Origin of the sequence: Kordia sp. (assembly GCF_965224175.1) — a bacterium.
Classification (GTDB): domain Bacteria; phylum Bacteroidota; class Bacteroidia; order Flavobacteriales; family Flavobacteriaceae; genus Kordia.
In genome coordinates, this window is record NZ_OZ245041.1 from 5,306,930 (window position 1) to 5,325,173 (window position 18,244).

18 protein-coding genes are annotated in these 18,244 nt (G+C 32.3%); 4 read left to right on the top strand and 14 right to left on the bottom strand.

The window, feature by feature from the left end:
- Positions 1-17: 17 nt before the first annotated feature.
- The 4 genes from ACOQOS_RS23280 to ACOQOS_RS23295 all read right to left on the bottom strand — a co-directional run bounded on the left by ACOQOS_RS23280 (position 18) and on the right by ACOQOS_RS23295 (position 1,075).
- Positions 18-218 carry a hypothetical protein gene (locus ACOQOS_RS23280; protein WP_420572832.1) on the bottom strand — a complete coding sequence of 67 codons (201 nt, stop codon included), beginning with the start codon at positions 216-218 and terminating at the stop codon, positions 18-20.
- Positions 219-370: 152 nt separating this feature from the next.
- Entirely contained in the window at positions 371-556 is a 186-nt protein-coding gene (locus ACOQOS_RS23285; RefSeq protein WP_420572833.1) for a hypothetical protein, read from the bottom strand.
- A gap of 31 nt (positions 557-587) precedes the next feature.
- Positions 588-770, bottom strand: coding sequence for a hypothetical protein (locus tag ACOQOS_RS23290; protein ID WP_420572834.1), 183 nt, complete (start codon positions 768-770; stop codon positions 588-590).
- A gap of 23 nt (positions 771-793) precedes the next feature.
- Positions 794-1,075, bottom strand: coding sequence for a hypothetical protein (locus ACOQOS_RS23295; RefSeq protein WP_420572835.1), 282 nt, complete (start codon positions 1,073-1,075; stop codon positions 794-796).
- Positions 1,076-1,236: 161 nt separating this feature from the next.
- Between ACOQOS_RS23295 and ACOQOS_RS23300 the strand changes: the two genes are divergently transcribed.
- Positions 1,237-3,099, top strand: coding sequence for a leukotriene A4 hydrolase C-terminal domain-containing protein (locus ACOQOS_RS23300; RefSeq protein ID WP_420572836.1), 1,863 nt, complete (start codon positions 1,237-1,239; stop codon positions 3,097-3,099).
- Positions 3,100-3,329: 230 nt separating this feature from the next.
- Here ACOQOS_RS23300 and ACOQOS_RS23305 read toward each other — a convergent pair whose 3' ends face one another.
- Together ACOQOS_RS23305 and ACOQOS_RS23310 are read right to left on the bottom strand one after the other, a co-directional pair.
- Entirely contained in the window at positions 3,330-4,271 is a 942-nt protein-coding gene (locus ACOQOS_RS23305) for a septum formation inhibitor Maf (RefSeq protein WP_420572837.1), read from the bottom strand.
- Between the two features lie 82 nt (positions 4,272-4,353).
- The gene (locus ACOQOS_RS23310; RefSeq protein ID WP_420572838.1) at positions 4,354-5,067 is read right to left on the bottom strand and encodes a hypothetical protein; all 714 of its coding nucleotides are present in this window, start codon (positions 5,065-5,067) and stop codon (positions 4,354-4,356) included.
- Positions 5,068-5,256: 189 nt separating this feature from the next.
- On the opposite strand from ACOQOS_RS23310, the gene ACOQOS_RS23315 reads away from it, so the two are divergent.
- A complete protein-coding gene (locus ACOQOS_RS23315) occupies positions 5,257-5,787 on the top strand; it encodes a GNAT family N-acetyltransferase (RefSeq protein ID WP_420572839.1) in 531 nt (176 codons plus the stop codon).
- A gap of 4 nt (positions 5,788-5,791) precedes the next feature.
- On the opposite strand, the gene ACOQOS_RS23320 is transcribed toward ACOQOS_RS23315, so the two are convergent.
- The 6 genes from ACOQOS_RS23320 to ACOQOS_RS23345 all read right to left on the bottom strand — a co-directional run bounded on the left by ACOQOS_RS23320 (position 5,792) and on the right by ACOQOS_RS23345 (position 15,100).
- On the bottom strand, positions 5,792-8,587 hold the full coding sequence (locus ACOQOS_RS23320; protein WP_420572840.1) for a CHAT domain-containing protein: 2,796 nt from the start codon (positions 8,585-8,587) through the stop codon (positions 5,792-5,794).
- Between the two features lie 224 nt (positions 8,588-8,811).
- Positions 8,812-9,774 (bottom strand): hemagglutinin protein, encoded by a 963-nt coding sequence (locus ACOQOS_RS23325; RefSeq protein WP_420572841.1) that lies wholly within the window; start codon positions 9,772-9,774, stop codon positions 8,812-8,814.
- 10 nt (positions 9,775-9,784) lie between these two features.
- Complete coding sequence (locus ACOQOS_RS23330; protein WP_420572842.1) at positions 9,785-12,019, bottom strand: hypothetical protein; 2,235 nt, start codon at positions 12,017-12,019, stop codon at positions 9,785-9,787.
- 23 nt (positions 12,020-12,042) lie between these two features.
- Entirely contained in the window at positions 12,043-13,758 is a 1,716-nt protein-coding gene (locus tag ACOQOS_RS23335) for a T9SS type A sorting domain-containing protein (RefSeq protein WP_420572843.1), read from the bottom strand.
- Between the two features lie 15 nt (positions 13,759-13,773).
- Positions 13,774-14,325 (bottom strand): hypothetical protein, encoded by a 552-nt coding sequence (locus ACOQOS_RS23340; protein ID WP_420572844.1) that lies wholly within the window; start codon positions 14,323-14,325, stop codon positions 13,774-13,776.
- A gap of 1 nt (position 14,326) precedes the next feature.
- Positions 14,327-15,100, bottom strand: a complete 774-nt coding sequence (locus tag ACOQOS_RS23345; RefSeq protein ID WP_420572845.1) for a DUF4412 domain-containing protein — start codon at positions 15,098-15,100, stop codon at positions 14,327-14,329.
- Between the two features lie 104 nt (positions 15,101-15,204).
- On the opposite strand from ACOQOS_RS23345, the gene ACOQOS_RS23350 reads away from it, so the two are divergent.
- Positions 15,205-15,744, top strand: coding sequence for an RNA polymerase sigma factor (locus ACOQOS_RS23350; RefSeq protein ID WP_420572846.1), 540 nt, complete (start codon positions 15,205-15,207; stop codon positions 15,742-15,744).
- Positions 15,744-16,484, top strand: a complete 741-nt coding sequence (locus ACOQOS_RS23355) for a hypothetical protein (protein ID WP_420572847.1) — start codon at positions 15,744-15,746, stop codon at positions 16,482-16,484. The genes ACOQOS_RS23350 and ACOQOS_RS23355 overlap by 1 nt, the downstream gene beginning before the upstream one ends.
- Positions 16,485-16,690: 206 nt before the next feature.
- Here ACOQOS_RS23355 and ACOQOS_RS23360 read toward each other — a convergent pair whose 3' ends face one another.
- Both ACOQOS_RS23360 and ACOQOS_RS23365 read right to left on the bottom strand, forming a co-directional pair.
- Positions 16,691-17,284, bottom strand: a complete 594-nt coding sequence (locus tag ACOQOS_RS23360) for a Maf-like protein (RefSeq protein WP_420572848.1) — start codon at positions 17,282-17,284, stop codon at positions 16,691-16,693.
- A 5-nt stretch (positions 17,285-17,289) separates the two neighbouring features.
- On the bottom strand, positions 17,290-18,234 hold the full coding sequence (locus ACOQOS_RS23365; protein ID WP_420572849.1) for a geranylgeranylglycerol-phosphate geranylgeranyltransferase: 945 nt from the start codon (positions 18,232-18,234) through the stop codon (positions 17,290-17,292).
- Positions 18,235-18,244 lie beyond the last annotated feature (10 nt).

Below are 18,244 nucleotides of genomic sequence, written 5' to 3' on the forward strand. Positions count from 1 at the left end.
AGTTTGAATTTGCTCTATTAACAAAGAACACATCGAGAGTTACAAGAACGTGTTACACATATTTCACGATTGTCCGTATGTTTAATTGGGTCTGGTAATGGATTTGCAGGACAATACTGAGATTGATTTGTTGTTGGTGCACCACCAAATACATTACTTTTTAATGTGGAAATTGTTTTTTTTCCTAATGATAAGTGTTTGATACTTCTTTTTTTCATTTTAAATCTATTTTTAGTTTCAGAGTTCAAAGAACGTCGCATTTACTAAAAAGAAGTACAGGAAAAACACTGAAAACAATACGGAGAAGCACTAAAAAAAATAGGGACAAAAAAAGCGAACCGAAGTCCGCTCTTTTATATAAGTTATTATTTTATTCGCAACATAATGTGCGATAGCGTGTCTGTGGAAACGGACAGTCGAGCCAATAGCAAGTTCCTACATTTTCTGAGTAACATTGTCTATTGTTGGAATCGCGTCCTCCTATAGGTAAGTTTACTTCCATATTAGAAATAGACTCTTTATTGAGTTGTAAACTTTTGATGTTTCTTTTTTTCATGACTTTTAAGTTATATGATAATTGTTCATGCTTACATTTGTTCGCAAATTGTCACTATTGGATCAGAGAATGGACATACCAACCAATAGCAAGAAGTAATGTCAGTGTCACAATTGTCCAAACTAGAGCCAAACCCACCTTTTGTAGCAGAAGTTTGCATGTTGGAAATTGATTTTTTGTTAAGCTGTAAATTTTTGATATTCCTTTTTTTCATGGCTTATACTTCACAGATTTATTTTAACAACCACCACCATTTGGCATTGATGCTTCGCAATCTTCCCAAGCACAAGAGTTGTTAGAACCACAATTTGCTTGCGTTTGACCGTTTCCTGTGTTATTTCCACCGCCACCACCATACGGACAATAGCAATCACTCATAAAATCAGGTTCATTAGATGGACAATCTTGCCAAAAACAAGAACCTCTTTGCGATTCATAACCACCATTTACACTCGATTTTTCTAAGTTAGAAATTGATTTTTTGTTAAGTCGTAATACTTTTAATTGTTTTTTCTTCATGATTTTAAATTTTTTATATCATTCAAAAAGTATGAAAAACAAGCGGGAACTTATTACGGAAATACCGTAGTTAACATTTGTATATATGGAGTTTAACAAAATTTCTAATAATTTCCGTAGTTTTGAGAAACTCGATTCAACGTATAATTCTAAAGATATTCATGAATACATTAAAAATTAGTGCTTTTTTACTGCTTGCTTGTTTAATTGTAAGCTGTTCTTCTACAGAAAAAGAAATGAAAGAAACCAATATATATGCAACAGATACACATTCATACGCTATGCCAAATGAAGCTGTTGCTAAACATTTAATGTTAGCTATTGATGTTAACTTTGATAAAAAAATCATCACAGGAACGGCTACATATACAATTGAAAGTACCAATGCTACTGAGATTGTTTTTGATGCCAAAAATTTAAAGATCCATAAAACGACTGTTGATGGAAAAGAAGTAGAATTCACGCTTGGAACAAATGATGTAGTTTTAGGACAACCATTGTCAATTCCTATCAAAGGCAATTCAAAAAAAGTAGCAATTCACTATGAAACAACCGATAAAACGGAAGCATTACAGTTTCTAAATCCGCAGCAAACAGCCGATAAAACACATCCGTTTTTATTAACACAAGGACAAGCTATATTAACACGAACTTGGATTCCTATTCAAGACAGTCCGCAACTTCGTCTAACGTATTCTGCAAAAGTAAAGGTGCCAAAAGATTTACTAGCAATTATGAGTGCTGAAAATCCGAAAGCAAAAAGTGATGACGGGCATTATAATTTTGAGATGAAACAACCTATTTCTCCATATTTAATTGCCTTAGCTGTTGGTGATTTAGTTTATAAAGAAATAAGCCCGAGAACTGGTGTGTATGCAGAAAAATCTATGATTGATAAAGTGCATTATGAGTTTGGAGACATGGAAAAAATGGTAAATGCAGCCGAAAGTTTGTACGGCGCATATGCTTGGGATCAATTTGATGTTGTGGTAGTGCCTCCAAGTTTTCCGTTTGGCGGAATGGAAAATCCGCGATTAACTTTTGCAACACCAACAGTAATTGCTGGCGATCGTAGTTTAACGAGTTTAGTTGCACACGAATTGGCACATTCTTGGTCAGGAAACTTAGTAACGAATGCTACATGGGACGATTTTTGGTTGAATGAAGGTTTTACTGTGTATTTTGAAATGCGCATCATGGAAGCTTTGTATGGAAAAGAATACGCAAACATGTTAGCTTCTATTGGAAGGCAAGATTTGGCTGAAGAAATTGAAAACTTCAAAGATTCGCCAGAAGCAACACATTTAAAATTAGACTTGAAAGGTAAAAATCCTGACGACGGAATGAATAGTATAGCTTACGACAAAGGATATTTATTTTTACGCACACTGGAAGAAAAAGTAGGAAGAGAAAAAATGGATGTCTTTTTAAAAGAATATTTTAATAAGCATGCGTTTTCAACCATGACAACAGAAAAGTTTGTTACGTATTTACATACTGAATTGTTAGCCAAAAACAATGTAGAATTCAATACGGATATTTGGATTTACAAAGCAGGAATTCCTGAAAATGCTTCAAAAATAGTTTCCGATAAGTTTCAAAATGTAGAAAATGCTATCATTGAATGGCAAAATGGAACCTTAAATGAAGCCGATTTATGCAAGAAAAACTGGAACATTCAACAGAAAATTCATTTCATCAGAAATATTCCAAAAGATATATCTATAGAAAAATTTACAGCTTTAGACAATGCTTGTAATTTTTCTAATGCTACAAATTCTTATATCGCAATGGTTTGGTTTGAACAATCTATCAATCATGATTACCATGCAAATAATGTAGATGCTCAAATAGAAAATTTCTTAATGACTGTTGGTCGTCGTTGGTATGTTTCTACCTTGTACAAGGCATTTAAGCGCAATGACAAATTAGAAGAAGCAAAACGTATTTATGACAAAGCGCGTTCTAATTATCATTCTGTAACTGTAAATACAATTGATGAGATGCTAGGCGTTTCGTATTAAAAACATTAATAAACGAAGAAAGGATACAATAAGGGCATATTGTATCCTTTTCCTAATGAGATGATATCTAAGCCAGCAGGTTAAGGCGTGGAATTATGACTTAAATATGCTTAGTAAATAATTTATCAGATTATTATTCTAAATTTCGTGAATTTTTAGAACTTCTGATTACGGTTTTACCATATAACCGCTATTTGATTGCTATTGTCATATCTTTCTTTTTGTAGGATTTATAATCCTAATTCTTTTCGTAAAACACTATCTTTTACGCTATTTTTAGACCAATACGGACTTTTCAACTGTTTGATTCTCGTTGCTTTAGTCGTTAAAGTTTTTGCTGAATTTCCATAGCCACTTTTAGAAACTTCTGTCCAACTCAAAATATCGTGCGGAAAGCTAGTATTGAAATTTATGGTTAATTTTCTGTTCAATTTTGGATAGTCTAAAGTGTATGTTGTAGTTGCTCCAGAAGCTGTAATTGATGCAGTAACATCGTATGTTTTTAATGGAATATGCTTCATGCGTAATACTTCAAAAGCTGGAATGATTTGTAATTTGCCAATGGGTAATTGTGTAGGATCAACTCTTAATTTTGTCCACAATTCATCTTCTAGAATTGCTTTGTCTAAAGAAAATTTCTGATCTGATTCACTTTCAAAATACGAATATGATTGTATGTCAAACTCTGTTTTATTGTTTAGTTGCGTAAATACATGTCCGCACCATTCTTGCATGGAAGATGTTACTTTCATCGCATGCTGATTGTTTGCAACAGGATAAAAAGTGCTCGACATGACGCTGTATGGATAAATTCCCGTATGAAATTTTTTAGTAGCATTCAATTTTAAAACAGGCACATTGTTTCCTCTTTGTTGATCTGCTTTCACCTGTTTTTCTGGATTAAAATCTTCTGTTACATATACTAAAACGGCTTTTCCTTTATGGATTTCTCCGTACCGAGCTTGTTCGAGTTCAAAAGAAGTCAATTCTGCTGTTCCGGCGTACCAATACTTCTTAAATTCTTCAGAAATAGGTTGTGCAGATTCTGTAGTTTTTGCGGTTGAGGTTTTTGTCGCTTCCGCGGAAGTGTCATTCTTTACATTAGAACATGCGATAATGGTTCCAATAACGGTAAGTCCTGCTAATATAAATTGTCGGGAAATGGATTTCATCGTTTTTTTTATAAAGATATTTAAAAACAGTGATATCGCTATACGGTTTAACAATCTGTTAGAGAATTTATTATGCGCTTTTTTACGATATAAATTTTTCTTTGTTTTTATTAAGAGTAGCTTTGACATCCTTTAATACCTGTTCAATTGTCTCTATAGATGATTCTAAATTTGATATTTCTATTCTACTTTCTTTTTTAGAGAAGTCATAATTTTCTGTATCACTTTCCAATTCAGGTTCTGATAATAAATATTCAATATCTACTAAATCTGAATTTATCTCAATTAATTTTTTATTCGATATATGAAGAATAAAATCAGGTTGTTGTTTAGTCCTTTTGTTTTTATAAATTTTCTTAAAATTTTCTGGCAAGGAATATTTAGTCCAAAAATAAGAGATAAGTGATACAATGAATAGCCATAAGTTGGAAACAAAAATTATTCCTTTGTTAATCATTATTTCATCTGACTCTTGAAGTAAAATAACTACTAAGATTATTACAGAAATTACAATGAAAAAAATAGATACATTATAAAATTTAGATTCAATTAAGTAATAGTTCCGAGCAAAACTTTGATGAAAATCTAAATAGTTAGAATATGATAATGCAAATATTATAATATTAGCAAAAGCAATATTTGAAATTGTCAATACATCAATAAATGGTTGATTTAAAAAAACGGTTTTGAAAAGTATAATAATACCAATTGGAAGTATTATAAATAACAAATCCTTGAGAAATAAGTCAATTATAGAATTGATGAAAAATGAAATCTTAGTTGATAATTTGTTCATTCTATGGTTTTTTTTGTGAGTATTTTAGTGTTAAAAATAAATAAACTGGATATAAAATAAAAATTTGATTTCGAATATTTAATTTTTGAAAAACTTAATAATATTTTTGATTAAACACTAGGTTAACCTGTTTTAGAAAAAAATAAAATAAAGATTCTTTTACAAAAAGCGCCAATCCAAAGCAATAATATGAACACCAACACTTTTCCAGAAATACAGACAGAACGACTTCTCTTAAGACGATTACAAGTATCTGATTGGGAAGTGGTTTCCTATATACGTTCAGACAAAAAAATGAATGAATTTATAAAAAGACCTATAGATCCATCTAAAGAAGCTGCTTTAAAATTCATTACAAGAATTAATAATAATATTGACACAAATACGGTCTATCATTGGGTTATTACGAAGCAAAATGATCCTAAAATGATTGGAAGTATTTGTCTTTGGAATTTTTCTGAAGATAAAAAAACTGCTGAAGTCGGATACGATTTGAGCACAGCATTTCAAGGAAAAGGAATCATGAATGAAACATTAAAAACAATCTTGGAATTTGGTTTCCATACATTGCAATTAGATACGATTGAAGCCTATACAGATAGAAGAAACGAAAGTTCTAAACGATTGCTTGAAAAAAATCAGTTTTCTATTGTTTTAGGAAAAAAAGATAGTGATAATGAAGATAATATTGTGTACGAAATAAAAAACAATATGCGCTAATAACTTAGAACAACTTCAAGGTGTTTTTTCTAATTCGGAAACTCACAATAACAATAATCATTAAGCTTAAAATAGCAGCAATGATACAGATAAAATTAAATGATGCTTCTTGTTCTAGTTGAATTGGCGCAGAATCGCCATGCAATACAAATCCTGCCCAATAAAAAGGCTTTTGAAAGTTAGCGTCATCAGTATTTTTTAAATAATTCACTTTAGCATTTTGCAACGCAGTTGCTTTACTTTCTCCTTTTTTTAGATTTTTGTAAAAGTCAACCATAATTTTCTGTGTCACTTTATCTGGAACTTCCCATAAACTAGCTACAGTAGACGGAACGCCAGCCAACGTAAATGCACGATTGAGCGAAACCATTCCTTTGGAAGCATCTATTTTTCCTTTGCCCGTATTGCACGCACTTAAAACGGCTAAATCTGAATTGAGATGCAAACCGTACAATTCTTCAATATACATTTTAGAATCGTTGTCATTTTCATTGAAAACCAAATGACTCAATTCTGGCGTTTCATTATTAATATTTGCATGCATTGCCAAGTGAATGATTTTAGCTTTGCGTGAATATTTTATAAAATTATCTTTCGTTGCAAAAATAGATTCAAACAATCTACTTGGAAAAATAGAAGTCAGTAATTTAGATTCACTTTCGGCACCATACAAACGATACTCATTATCACGTAAAGCAATTGAAGTTGTGTCAAACTCATTCTCTTGATATTGTGGTGTAAATACAACAATATCATCATTTTTTAATGTCTGATTTGGATACTTAGTATGATTTACAAACACTAAATGTGTGGCATAATTAATAGCAGCGTTTTCAACTAAATATTGATTATTATCCGTGATTAAAGTCTCAAAGGGTAAATAGTGTAATACATTATCCGGAATAATGGTATATGCTGTAAAATCCTTCATGTTAAAAGGAAATAACTTTTTATACAAAGTATGTGCTATTTCTTTGTTTTCTTGTTGCTTACTTATTTGATTATAATAGGTTTCAGCATCAGCCAAAATACTAGCTGAATTGGCTAATTCATAAAAATCAATACGATCACTTGTGATCTTGAAAGCTATCAATTGATTGCCCATTTTTTTATATTTCACAATGACTTGCGAAGGTTTCATAGTTGCTTGAATCTTTTTAATATCAAAAGTTTCAAAAGCAAAAGTGGCAATGTTAGGAAATTGTTGTTTAAGTGTGGCTAATTGTTGTTTCAACTGTTGTTCATAATCAAAAATAGCAGCAGTATCTTTTCTGCGTTTTGCTAATACCAAAGCTTTGCGTATTGTTTGTTCTTTTTGCACTAACGTATCAGAAATATTGGCTTCATTCAACAGTCTACTTTGATGAAATTTTTTCCAAGCCAGTCGGTTTTCAATTATTTCCATTCGGTTTAACAGGATTTCTATATTGAAATCTTTATGACCATAACCAAGTTTTTTGAGCTTTAATATTCCGCCAACAGCACTTTGATAATAAGTTGTCAATTTATCATTAAATCGTTCTTCACGATAGCAATTTTCAAACTGAATCAAACTTAATTTGTACATTTTCGACGCAAGCGAAAGTACAGTTGCATCTTTTGGATATTTCTCTACAATTTTAGCCGCCATTTTTACCAATAAACCAGTTTCATTCAAGTCGTAACTTGGTACAAAATTCGAATATTCTTTTTTTAACGGATTTTTACCTGCATGAATTGCAGCAATTGATTTTTCTAATGAGCGAATGACTTCTTCTTTGTCATCTAAAGCAATTAAAATATTGGCTTTCTCAGCTTCAAAATAGGAGAGACGTGTATCATTTTTTGGTAACCTTGCAAGCAATGCATTCATGAACCGTAATGATTGCGCATATTTCTTTTCGAATTGAAAAGCTTTCACTTTATTGAATTGAAATTGATAATAATGTGTTTCAAAAAAAGTTGCTTCTAAATTTTGTAACGCTTTATTTAAGTTTTTGTGTGCAAGTTTACAATCGGAATTCGTTACTGTTTCTTTTCGCAAATACGCATCGCCCAACATATTTAGCGCGACGGCATACATACGTTTTTCCGCACTATTGAATCTTTTTTGACGTTTTAGAGCTTCTAAGTTTTGAACATGATTTTTAATTGTAGCAATATCTTTGTCCGTGAAAACGCTTTTATTATTAATGATTTCAACAGCTTTATATTGAAACAGCACAGGTTTAGAAGCTTCACTTTTAGCCGTTTTAATACTGTTTTTATGTGTTGCATATAATTGTTGTGCTTTATTCAAATAATTATAAGCTTCTTCTTGAAAACCAAAATCTGCTGCCGAACCTGCAATATCTGCGTAAATAGAAAGTACATAATCGTAATTAGGATGTTGCACAGTTTCCATGATAGAAGCTGCTTTTTTAGAACTTTCATAGGAATCGAGATAACTTCCCAATCCATGTTCTGAAAATGCACGTTCATAGTACAATTCTGCTTTGTAATTCAATCCTTCATCAGAAGTTGGACAATAGGAAATAGCTTTATTATAAGACGCAATAGAAACATCAAAGCGTTGCAAATAATACTCGGAAGCACCTTTGTAGAAATACAAGTTAGCTGTAGATAAACTATCTAATTGGTTTTTGTTTTTTGATACTATTTCAATGGCTTTCTCTGTAAGTGAAATACATTCAGTATAGTTTTTCGCATTATAAGAAGCGGTTACTGTTTTAAGTATATTTTGAGGTGTTTCTTGCGCATGCAAAAACTGCTGCGAAGAAAAAAGACATGAAATAATAATACAAAGTATAATTTTTTTCACTTATTGGTTGTTTTAGGGAATCTTCTTCAATTTACATAATCTTTAACAAACTCATTGTGTTTAATTTGTGAGATTGCGTTATTAATGTATGAATTGCATCAAATTTTACACGAACGGTATGCGAATCGTATGTATTTGATTCACAACCGTCCATATAAATAACAATTCGAAACGTAAAAAACCGACATTGTTAATTTTTAATAAAAGAGATTGTTTTATGCTTTTTAATTCTCGGGTAGTTGTTCTTGAATTTCATAGGTACTAAAATTTAGAAAATTTCCTGGATGTGCTAATACATTCTGAAGAATTAAAGGAGAATCTGGTTCGGTTCCTGTATATTGGGTTTTACCATCCATGTTTATATCGTGAATATTATATCCTTGAACGATATATGTTGGAAAATTTAGGAAGTTCCCAGAATTATTTAATACTTCTGATAAAATGCTCGGAACATCTGGATTAGTTCCTGAATATTGTACTATATCATCTCCATTTACATTTCCAGCCCAAAGCGCTAGTTCTGTACTTGCTAATTCTACTTGAGCATTCGATCCAAAGCTTGCAATTGAATTATCTGTAAAATTGACTGTGGTAGTGCTGTTTTTTGAAAGTGAAATTGGATTCGCAGACATCACACTCAAATGATTACGGTGTTTAATAACTACGTGATAATTACCTAGTGCCGCATTTAATACCAATGTAGAACTACCATCTAAAGCCACTACATCTCCATCGCGTTGTAATAACGCTGATTTTGCCGTAACTATTTTTGTGTTGTTATTTTCTTGTCTTAATTCTATCCAAACCCAGTCTACAATAGCATTGTTACCTGTAATAGTAAATACTGAAGTATCTACAGTAGCATTATCTGCATACGGACTTGTGGTTGGGATATAATTATTGGAACGCAAATCGTCATTCATTAAACCAGTAGTATTTTGGGAAAATAAAGGACCTTGTAAAAACACAATGGGGTCAATTTTGATTTTAAAACTTGGTGCGATAAATCCTTCAGAAACTTTAAAGCTTCCAGTGAATTCCTGAATATTACTTTCCCCAATACTATACATTAGTTGTAAATTGGAAGCTGTACTTGATGCGCCACCAGAATCTAAAGAACTTCTTTCTACGGTTTGACCAAATCCAATACTAGTACAGAGAAAAAGTACTATTTTAAAATAATTCATAATGCTACTTTTAATATGTGTAATGTATTCTCACTTGTTGAATTGCGGTATCAGAAGTTCCAGACCATGAACCGCCTGAAACTGGTTTAATACGAACATAATACGCTCTATACGTACTAGAATTAAATCCTGAAATAGGAAAATTTACATTGTTTGCAGTAGCAATTCGGTTTGCTGGACTGTAACTATTGGTGTTTAATTGAGTTCCTGCCACAAAAAAGGATTGTGTACTATTGTTAGAAGCATTAAATTGTTGAAATCCGATAGTGAATTCTAACGCACGTCCTGAAAATGTATTAGAGTCTTTGTAAATAAATTCTACAGTTCTTATAACAGCATTTTTAGGAAATTGTATAGGAGCATAAATTTCAGATACATCACCAGGTACGCTAATATAGGCGCCATCAATTCGATGTCTTGTCATTGTAATACCACTACCACCAACATCTTCTTTATTAAAATCAAAAGGAGTAATGACTAGAATATCACTATCAGGAGTTGAGTTGGCTACTAAGTTACCATTGGCGGTAACACTCACAGTACGTGTTCCTGTTCCTGCTAAATTATCAATATTGACTACTCCTGACTCCATTACTGAAAAAGCATTGTTTCTAGCTGTAACTCCAGTTCCGTTTCCAATCATAAATAAAGCATTAGTATCATCTTCATTAAATAAACCAATAGCTGTAGCAGAATCATTTGTTACTCTTGTAAATCTTCCTAAAGCAACCGATGTTTGTCCACCAGCAAAATTATTTGCTCCTGCAGAAAAAGATGTATTTCCACTTGCTGTAGAACCTCCAAAAGCCACTGAATAAGTTCCAGAAGCTGTACTACCACCAACAGCAAAAGAAGAAAATCCACTTGCAACAGAATTATTCCCAAATGCATTTGCGTACTCATCAGTTGCTTGTGAATTTTCACCAACGGCAAAACTATAATCTCCACTAGCAATGGTACCTCTTCCCAAAGCCACACTGCTTTCTCCAGAAGCAGTACTAGCGCCACCAGCAGCAAAAGCATTGTCAGCAGTTGCAGAACTTCCATTTCCTAATGCAGTAGCACCAAATCCAGAAGCAGTAGTTACGATTCCTGCTGAAAACGCATAACTGCCTGTTGCGCCATAAGTTGTACTTGGAAAAGTTGCGGTAGATAGATCAACTGCATTTAACCCAATATTTCCAAAGTTATTCGAATCTTGTCCAATCAATCGCCAACCATTTCCATTGCCTTCGTCGAGTTGTTCTAAACCTGTACTGATAGTTCCTGCGTTGGCGTCTACGTAGGCTTTTGTGGCTAAAGCATTAGGTTGTGTAATTTCTATAACATCTAAATCATTTGCGATGATATTTCCATCAGATTTTACACTCAATACATTTTTACGAGTTGCATCATCAGCACCGTTTCCAATGATGAGTAATGCATCCGTTTCTACTTCATTCCATTTACCTAATACCGTTTGCGCATTAATTTGATTACTAGATATATTTCCAAAGCCTGCCACTAAAGAGTTAGAACCATTCACTGTGTTTTGACTTCCCAAAGCTAAAGCACTTGAACCAGCGACTTGATTATTTGTACCAAAAGCAGTAGCAGCGAGGCCATTTGCTGTATTGTTTCTTCCTGCAGCGAAGGAATACAAACCACGATTGGAATTGTTCCATTGAACTCCGTCAACAGCGCCAGCTCTAAATGCTACTTTTGATTTGTCAAAAAACATACGACTGTCTAAGTTTACATTGTTTTGGTCTTCCAAACTTGGGCTTCCTACGACAAAATTTGCATTGGTATTAGTTGCTGTAATTCTATTAGGTGTAGATTCAGTAAATGGACTTACATTGCCTGATCCACCAGTGTTTTCTGCATACAATGCGTACGGAACTGTTTTGAATTCAGTAGTACCAAAGTCAATAAAACCACTTCCTGTGTCTATTTCTGTTTTTACAAAATGTGTGTCAAATCCCCAATTTATGGTTTGAAAATCTCCAGAAAGATTTGTTCCTTCACCAATATTTACAATGATGATTCCATTACTGTCAGTAGTTGTTGCATGTGTTTCTTTATAGACTTCATTAGTTGCCATGTTGCCTTCTAAAATGGTAAATTGTACAGTGACAGATTGATTGGCAAGTGGCGTACCAATATTATCAGAAATTAAGGCTTTGTAATTGATTCCACGTGTTTGTGAAAACAAATTCCCAGTATATGAAAGAATTAGAAATAGAAATAAATATCGTATTTTCATTTGTGAGTTCATGTTAATGATTGTTATTCTTTAATGATTTTTTTTGTGAAGTTTTTGTTTTCAGTCTTTATATTCAAAATGTAAACTCCTTTGGCAAGATCACTAACATCAATTATATTGTTCTGTCTGTCAATATTAAAAATCATTTTTTGACCTATTACATTGTATAGTTTTACCGATTTTATAATATCATTATTAGAAAAATTAATTTTTAATATTGAAGATGTTGGGTTTGGATAGATAGAAATTTTCTCCTCTTCTATAATATCAGTACTCAATGTGCTATCTGATATTTTCCATAATTCTGATCCTTTATCTACGTTGTTAATTTCAAAAGAAGCACTTATATATAAGCTTTCATTAAAGACAATAGGCCTAAGAAAATCAGTGCCTACATCTGTTGCTGTTGTGTTTGGTGGTGAAATTTTTATTGGGGTGTTTGTCAAGTCATATACATATAGGTTTCCTAATGTTGCATTACTAAAATCATTCGTAGTAAAGAAAAGCTTGTCATTGTAGCCAATAAAATAGTTGTATTCGTTCATAGAGTTTCCAGAAGTATTTAAATCGCTAATCATATTAGTACCAGAAGCCGTTCCATCACTTTCCCAAGGTTCTAAGTTGTCTGCAATATTTCCTCCGTTAAAACTGTCAGTAGCTTTAAAGTATAATTTGTTCTGGAATACATAAAAAGTTTGTTGTGTACCATCTCCTATGGGAATAGACCATTGGTTTCCTGTTGAATTTATATCTAAAAGCATTTCAGTACCTAGCTCAGTTCCATCTGTAAACCAGATTTCTCTACCATGAATACCATCGTCTGCTAAAAAATATAACTTATTATTAAATTCAGTGAATTTTGCATAGCTTCCAATGCCTCCTACAACTCCAGGATTGATATCTTTTACAAGTAAAGTTCCAGCTAGTGTACCATCGGTTTGCCAGAGTTCATCACCATGTGTATTATCTTCTACATGAAAATATACGATATTGTTAAAAACTGTCATTTCTCTTGGAAACGAATTGGAAGAGCCAGGATTAATATCTTTTACTAATACTGTACCAGCTTGTGTACCATCTGTTTTCCATAATTCTCTCCCTAAATTAGCTCCATTTGAGTTTCTACCTTCAAAGATTAGAAAACCATTATAGACGCAAATGTCTGATTCTATTTGAGAACTAAACCACATTTGAGCTAATGTTGAAATGGGTTTTGTCCCCGTATTGGTTCCATCAGATTCATACAGATACGTATTAGAAGTTCCAGGTTCATCTGCTATAAATACAATTTTATTGTTAAAGATTGTAAAAGGTTGGTAGCCTGAAACTACTCCGTTTCCAACACCAGTTAAAATATCTTTAACTAGTACTGTACCAGCTTCAGTACCATCTGTTTTCCATAACTCTCTACCTTCTGCACTGGTTTTGGCAGTAAAAAACAATTCACCATTTAATACAGTTAACCGCCTAGGATCTCCGCTATTTTGCTGAAAAAAACTTGTGCCAGTATATAGGTCTTTTACTAATACTGTACCAGCTTGTGTACCGTCTGTTTTCCATAATTCTCTACCAGAATTATCATTAAAGGCATTAAAGTAAATTTCTCCATTAAATTCTACAAAACTATGTGGAGAAGAATTTCCATTGGAATTAGGGTTTATTTCTAATTCTTCAAAGTTATATTGAGCATTTGCGTGCAGCCCTATAAATAAGAGAAGTCCGAGTAGTATTTTTTTCATTTTGTGTTTTTTTGATTATTTCATTTTGGATTGATTCACGGAAAAACTCACTTTCACCTTGCTTGTCATCATTTTTTTAGAACCATCATCCATGCGAATTTCCATAGTAAGTGTATCTTCAAATTCCCCAGAAACGATTCTACGTTTTTTAACGACTCCTTCTTTCCAAGCGGTAACATGTGTGATTTTTGTTGTGCTACAACCTGAAAAATCTCCATTAATACGCTTATAAGATTTAATATTGTTGAGGTCAATAAAATTCAAGCTTCCACAACCAGAAGTACTTTTCTTTGGTTGATGTGTTCCAACTGTTGGTTTGCCCATTATATTTCTGTTGATGTAGTGTACTTGAAAACCATCTTTAGTCATCAATTTGGAAGCATTTATATTGCTAGCGCCTTCAAAAAACTCAATATTTGCTTGACTTGCATAGTTTCCTTTTTCAGGATAAAAGGTATGTGTGCCTTTTAATGGTCCGTCACTAAATGTAATGGAGATAAAATGTTTTTTACTTTGCGAAAAAGCAATCGTAGTGAATAAAAATAATATATAGAATAAATGTTTCATATTACATCGATTTATAAGCGTTTACGTTAATTTTTACATTCGTATTTGTGTCAATTTTGATCACTTTTACCGAGCTACTTTCCGTATTCGTTTTATAGTTTAGTTCTAACACAAAGCCTTCAAATGGACCATCGGTTTTCATTGCTAAAATTGGAACGAATTTTCCTTTGATAGGGAAGTTATTCGTAACCCAAGCATTTACTTTTCCTCCTTCATTTTCATATACATATTCATAACAGGTATAACCAAGAATCGTTTTTGTTTTTCCTGTTTTAATCAAATCACTTTTCTGCGGAACTTTATCTGCATAATCCAATTGTCCTAGTTCGTCATTGGCTACTTTCTTTTTGATCTTCATTCCAGGCATGTCCATAAACATTGTACTAGAAGTTGGAGTAATCACTGTATAAATTTGTCCCATGGAAGCGTCACCATTATCATCTAACTTCATGCAAAGTACATTTGCGTTGTTGCTATCAAACAAAAAATCAAGTTGTGCTTTATCGCTTCCATCGGCTTGCATTTCTATAGTAATGCTTTGATTAAAAATGTATGAATTGCCCGTATTTTTGTTGGTCTTAGCTTTTTTATTCCCTAAAACTTTGTCAAGCATATTATCGGCAGCTTTTTCAGCTTCCTCCATAGCTTTTTGTTCTAACTTTTCTTCAACTTTTGTTTCTACTTTATTTTGTATTCGCTTCAAGAGTTGCGAATTTCCGTTTTGAGCTGCTAACAAGAAGCAAACACAAACACTTACTTTAAAAATTGTTTTCATGATTATTACGTTTCGTTTCCTCTTTATATATTTACAGAGAGAAAGGTTAACAAAATTCTTTTTTTTATTTTTCGAGTTAACCTTTTGTCTTGATACGACACTGAATGGAAAAGCAACAACTAGATGTACAAATACGATTGCGGAATGATGATAAAACCGCATTAGAAGAAGTATATCTATTATATAAAGATGCTTTTATAAATTATGGTTTGCGATTCAATTTGGACAGAGAAGACTTGATTGATGTGTATCAAGATAGCGTTATTGCGATGTATCAAAACTTTACGAGAAAAAAAGTTCAATTAGAAAAAAGTACCTTAAAAACGTATTTGTTCAGTATTGGAAAGCATAAAATTTATGATAGATTGAAAGAGCGAAAGCTATTAGTTGGTGGTATTTTGATTGAAGATGATTACGAAGAAATTGTCTTGGACGAAATCACATTAACCAAAGAACAAACTCAATTGCGAAAGTATTTTGGTCATTTAGGCGAAAGCTGTCAGCATATTTTAAAATTGTTTTACTATCGCAGTTTGACCGTAAAAGAAATCATAGAACAAACAAATTACAAAGACGCAAACACAGTGAAAAGTCACAAATCGAGGTGTTTGAAAAAATTAATAGCACTGATAAAATCGAATTGATGGAGAACGAAGAATTGATTCAGAAATACATACTAGGAACTTTAAACAAAACGGAACAAAAACAATTTGATTCGTTGCTTGAAACTGATCCTGAATTTGTGAAAGCTGTGGCTGAATTTGAAAATGTACATGCTGCGATTACGTCACACGAAAAAGATGTATTGAAGTCACAATTACAAACACTTGAAGCAACGCAAAATGACTCAGAAACTATTGAAAAACCATCAAGAAGTTATAAACGTTTTATTGTTGCTGCTATATTAATTTTATTTTTTGGTTTGATTGGAAATTACATCATCCAGCAAGCTAATGCCAACGAAACTTTATATGCAACTTATTTTGAACCATATCCGAACGCATTACAACCTATAACACGAGGTGAAAGTATTGAAACGACACTTTCTCCAGCATTGCGAGCGTATGAAAACGGAAACTTTGAAAGAGCTATTGCTGAGTTTGATGTAGTTTTAGCTGATCAAAAAAAGCCAAATGTAGATGTGTTGTTTTACAAAGCGATGAGCTTATTAAATCTGGGAAAAGAAAAAGAAGCAATTGCTATTCTACGAACTATCAAACAAAGCAAAACACGATTTACTCCGCAAATTTATTGGTATGGTACATTAATCCATATAAAGTTTGATGAAAATGGGAAAGCATTGAAAGCGTTGGAATATATGGACAAAATTCAAACAACCTTTAAAAGTAAAGAACGAGCGATTTTAAAAGAGAAGTTGAAATAACGTTTTATATTTCAGAGTACTTCTCGATACAGTTTTCTGGGAAAACTATTCGAAGTGACGGTTTGTGAAACTGAGTTTGAATCTAAATTTTTAAACGTTAGTTCGAGTGCAAAATCTCTGATTTGGTGTATCTAGAACAGTTTTGAATTCTAAAGATTATCATCATAATCAAACAATTTAACATTTAGCATTCAAAATTTGCTATCTCAAAACAACATTTCAATCTCAGATAAAACTTTATACACCAAATGTGTTGGTAAACCTACAACATTCGCATACGAACCTTCTATGCGTGAAACTTTAGTATAACCAATCCATTCTTGAATGCCGTATGCACCAGCTTTGTCAAAGGGTTTAAAATTGTTGACGTAATACCAAATTTCATCGTCAGTCATATCTTCAAAATAAACTTTGGTGATTTCATGAACTACTTTTTGAGAAGTTGCTGTTGTAAAGCAAACTGAAGTAATCACTTCATGACTTTTTCCACTCATTACTTTAATCATATCAAACGCTTCCTGTGCATCTTGTGGTTTTGCTAACGAAACGCCTTCATGCCAAACCACCGTATCTGAAGTGACTAAAATATCATTGTTTTTTAATTCATCTTTAAAAACTGACGCTTTCAATTGTGCGAGATAATCAGAGATTTCATGATGTTGTAAATGCTCAGGATACACTTCTTCCACAGATTTAAGACGAATTTCAAAATCCAATCCTAAATCTTTAAAAAACTGTTGTCTTCTTGGCGAGCCAGAAGCTAAAATGATATGATATTTTTTAGAAAGTGTAGCTAACATAATTTTTAAGGTAATTTAGAAGAGAAAACTTCTATTGGATCAAAATAATAAAGTACAACAGTAGATAGAATTCCAAATAACATAATTAGTTTTAACAACATGGAAAGTATTCGGTATTCTCGATTGGTATCTGCTTGCCAAATTTTGATGATAAAATAGAGTAGTGGTAATAATACTGTAATTAATACATAAACTGTTGTGATCGTTTTTTCTTGAAGAAATTCACTTATAATGTACAATATAAAAACAATCAATACACCAGCTAAAACAGCAGCAATTTTGTTCACTCTATTTCTTCCTAAAACAATAGAAAGTGTTTTTAAATTTGCGTTATAGTCACCATTTACATCTTGATTGTCTTTGACAAGTTCACGTATTAAATTAATTAAAAAAGCAAAAATGGTAAAGGTTTTTATCACAACAACAGAAACAGTCTCAAAAAGGTGAATATGTTTACTATTAATTCTATGTTCAATTTTAAACATGATTAGAATCAACAAACTACTTGCTACTAAAGCAGAAACTACAATGTTCCCAACTAATGGAATACCTTTTAAGTGTGAACTGTATAAAAATAGCATGATAGCAATTCCAATAAAAATCAACGAAATCCACCAACGTTCAATTGCAAAGCCAACATAGCTTCCCAAACCAATTCCAACGAAAGTGAACAAAAAATAAACCAAATATGCTTTTCTTTTGGAAATGAAAGTGTCAATAAACATACGTTTAGGTTTATTAATACGATCTGTTTTTACATCAAAAATGTCATTGATTATGTTTCCACCAGCCGCGATGAAAATGGTAGCTAATACAACATATAAAAAAAAAGGTTTTCTAATGAAACAAGAACTGTCAAAAGGAACAATCCAATAATAGTAAAAGAGGAATTGCGTCAAGGCAATCATGACCAAGTTTGGAAAACGAATGAGTTGTAAAAACTTTGCCATGAATTCTGGT